General features: G+C 69.2%; 2 protein-coding genes. Both read right to left on the reverse strand.

The features are described 5' to 3' along the window. Positions 1–91: 91 nt before the first annotated feature. The gene (locus tag OS124_RS24465) at positions 92–2,674 is read right to left on the reverse strand and encodes a caspase family protein (RefSeq protein ID WP_010139821.1); all 2,583 of its coding nucleotides are present in this window, start codon (positions 2,672–2,674) and stop codon (positions 92–94) included. A 190-nt stretch (positions 2,675–2,864) separates the two neighbouring features. After that, positions 2,865–3,754 (reverse strand): hypothetical protein (locus tag OS124_RS27450; RefSeq protein ID WP_040607089.1); only part of this gene is annotated, 890 nt, incomplete at its 5' end.

Genomic DNA, 3,754 nt, shown 5'->3' on the forward strand with positions numbered 1-3,754 from the left:
CGGGGCGGCTCAGGTCCGACAACCGGCCCCGGAGGGCAAAAACCCGCCACGGCACCGGCCTGTTCCGCCCCCGGGCCAGCCTATCGCCCGCCTAGTAGCCGGTCAGCCGGAAATAGCCGTTGCCGCAGTAGCCGGAGTACATCCGCGCATTGCCGACGTGACCCTGGATCCAGAACTCGGTCTTCGAGCGCGGCGACAGGCCGTTGCGGTCGATGACGATATTGCCGTCAAGATCGAGCTGGCCAGTGAAGGTGCGATTGTCAGACCAGAAGCTGATCGTGCCGTCGTGCACCTCGGCGGTAAAGCCATAGCGGTCGAGACATTCGGCATTGGGGCTGCGCCGGCCACTGTCGGTGTAGCCGCGCAGGCCCGAATAGGTGCCGTTGCGGGCCTCCCATGGATCGGCGACGGGGTGGCTCTCCTCTCCGCCCCCCTTGGTGCCCAGGAAGCGCCCCAGACCGTTGTCGGCGGGCTGCTGGTAGCTGGCCAGCTCGGCCTCCAGCGCCTCGCGGTGCTCTTCGACCTGGGGCCGGTCGGGGTTGGAGCGGTCGGCGCGCGACAGGTAGTCATCCGTGCAGGCCAGGCCGCGTTGCAGCCGCGCCTCGTCATCCGGGGCGCGCTGCTCGGCCCGCTCGAGGCAGGCGATCAGAGCGTCCCACAGCGTCGTGCCGTCGCCGCCCCCTCTGCCACCGCCCATGTCGTCCAGCTTGCCCTGCGCCCGCGCATAGCCGCGCTCCTGGGCGCGGGTGTACCAGATGCGGGCCTGCTCCATGTTGGCGCCGCCATGCACGCCGGTCTCCCAGGCCTCGCCGATCTGGTAGGCCAGCGCCCCGTCGGGGAAGCGGAAGAACAGCAGCTCGTAGACATCCGAGGGCGAGAGCCGCCCCGCCGCCCCTTCCGGGAACTGGCGCAGGTGCGCCAGGATCGGACGGGCCTGGGTGGCACGCTGGATCAGCAGCCCATAGGCGTCGATGGCCGCCGAGGGGTTGCCCATCTCGTTCTGCAGCTCGACCACGCGGAACAGGGCACGCCGCTGGTCATCCGCCGAAACCGAGGAAGACGACGCCGCGCGTTCGTACCAGAACAGCGCCTCGGGCAGGTCGCGCTGCGGCAGCGGGATGTCTTCCGACGAAAGCGTATCGCCCAGCTTCAACGCAGCGGCAGGCACGGTGCCTGCGGCGAACTTCAGGGCATCCAGCGCCCGCTCGCTCTGGCCGAGGGCCAGCATGATCACCGCGTGGTGGAAGCTGATCTGGCGGCCGTCCACCGAAGGGTCGGTGGCGGCGATGGCGCAGCTCTGGGCGGCGGCCTCGATCTCGGGCTGCTGCATCCCGAGGCTGGCGAAGCCCAGCCGGGCGGCCGTGGTCTCGCAGGTGACGACATGGGCGCGGATCTCGGCCTGGGTCATCTGGCGGCAGGCCTCGGCCTCTTTCTGGCGGGCGGTCTCGGCATGCACGCTGTCGGGATGGAACTGCAGGTAGGCGCGGTAGGAGGCGCAGGTGTTCTCGGCCTTGGTCTCTTCCCAGGCCAGGGCGGCGATGCGGGCGTTGATCTCGTCGCGCAGGTCGTCGCACTGGATATAGCGGTCGCGTTCCTCGCGGGCCTGGGCGATGGTCGGGATCAGCGCCACGCGGCCACGGATCGGCGCCTCGGTGCAGACCTGCGACAGGTCGCCCGGCGCGATCGGCTCTGGCACGCCATCGGGGCCGGTGCAGCCCTGCACCCCGTTCACATCGGCCAGAGCCAGGCAGAACTCGTTGCGCTCCGAGCGCGAGTAGTCGAGGCCGTTTTCCATCACCGGGTTCTGGCTGTGCGAGCCGCCGGGCTTGTTGCGCGCCATGCGGGCGACCGAGGATTGCAGTTCCCGGTGCAGGTCCGACAGGCGGATCGAGGGGTTGCGCGACAGCTGGGTGACCAGCACACGGGTATAGACCGACAGGCGCACGTCGTCGTCATTGGACAGGGCGGCCAGCGAGGTCTCGCCGTTGCGGGCGGAATAGAAGATCGCCGTGCCCTCGACCTTGGCGGGCACGAAGCCCTGCTCCTGCCCGACCGCCTTGGTCGGATCCGCCGAGGCCAGCGGCGAGTTGCGGCAGGCGTCGTAGAAGACCACCACGCCCTTCGGTCCGGCGTTCTTGATCACCCCCAGCACGTCGCGGTTGAAGTTCACCGCGCGGCGCTTGAAGTAGGCCTCGCGGGTGGCGACGCTGGCACCCTGGGACTGCGCCGACATGTCGACCGGCACGATGTAGTTCGAGGGATCGCCGTCGAAGGTGATGCCGTGGCCCGAGTAGTAGATCACCACCGAGCTGTCGGCATCCAGCTTCTCGGTGAAGAAGAAGATCTGGTCCTCGATGTCGCGCTTGGTGCCGTCACCGACGACCATGATGTTCTCGGCCGGATAGCCCATGTCGAGGAACAGCTTTTCCATGGCGCGGGCGTCAAGCTCGGTCACTGCAAGGTCGCTGATCGCGTCATCGTCGTAGTTGGCGTTGTAGATGATCAGGGCATAGTTGTCGGCGCTGCTCTGGCGGCTCACCGGACCGGTGACGCGCACCTCCGAGAAGTTCTTGAAGGCCACGTCCTGCGCCCGCACGGGCGACGGCAGCATGAGAAGCAGCGCGGCAGCGAAAGCAGGGGTCACCTTGCACAGGTGCCGGATCATCGTCTTCATCGTCGTCCTCTCCCAGGGCAGCGCCCCCGCAGGTCCGGGCGTGGGGGCCGGGTCGGTCTTGGTACGGGGCGTGCGCGCCTGTCCCGGCGGCCCCTTGCAATCCGGCCCGCCGGGGAAGATCCCCGGCAGGCCGATGGTTGGCCCCCCACGGCAGGGCGCCGCGGCGGGAAGGTCTGGCCTCGGCCGCGCGCTACTGCAGGCAGAGCCCATTGGCATCCAGCGCCGAGCGGTCCTCGTCGATGGTGAAGCGCAGCACCGAGGTGATCGGCACCCTGGACTGCGCCACCGGATCGGGGTGGCCGCTGGCAGTCACCGGCGCCAGGGTCTGGGCGGTGACGGTGCTGACCACCTCCGAGAAGTTCTTGGTCTGCGCGCCCTGCTGGTACTGTTCCAGCGTCTTCATCAGGTCGGTGCCCAGCTCGTCGTAGCTGGTCAGGCCGGGATAGCAGTTCACCGCGATGTCGACGCCGGTCGAGGGTGTATGCGATTGCAGCTCGCGCCCCGGCTGCGGGATCTGGCGGATCTCTCCGGCCTGCAGGACCGGGTTGCCGATGGCCGTTTCGGACAGGCGGAAGAAGGTGCCGACCGAGCTGTCGGGATAGATCACGTCCAGCAGGCAGGTCTGGTCGCTCTGCACGGTGAAGCGGACCCCCTCGCAGACCTTCAGGTGCAGCGTCTCGACATTGACCGACAGCCCCGGCCGGCCGTTCTGCGCCGCCCCCGGCGGCACCGAGACGGTCTGGCGGTCCTGCGCCACGGGCCTCGGCGCCGGTGCGGGCACGAAAGCTGCAAGCGCGGCAACAGCCGGCACAGCCCCCTGAACCTGCGGCACATAGCTGGACAGGTGGTACTGGATCTCATGGGCGGCGATGGCGGGATGGGCGCGCGGTGTGCTCCGCCAGAGACCGGCGGCGACCTGCTGCCAGGCCAGTTCCACGTCCAGCCGCTCGACCTCGCCGCGGGTCTCGATCTCGGCCATCCAGGCCGAGACGCGGGCGAAGGCCTCGCCCTGGCGCGGCAGGTTGCGCATCCGCGCCTGAAGCTCGTCCCAGGTCAGGCCGAACTCTGCCGCCAGCAGGT

It is taken from the genome of Oceanicola sp. S124, assembly GCF_000220565.1.
Lineage (GTDB): Bacteria > Pseudomonadota > Alphaproteobacteria > Rhodobacterales > Rhodobacteraceae > Pseudooceanicola.

Excerpts from the sequence above, each read along its gene's own strand:
- OS124_RS24465 (WP_010139821.1), bottom strand. The coding sequence starts at position 2,674 with ATGAAGACGATGATCCGGCACCTGTGCAAGGTGACCCCTGCTTTCGCT.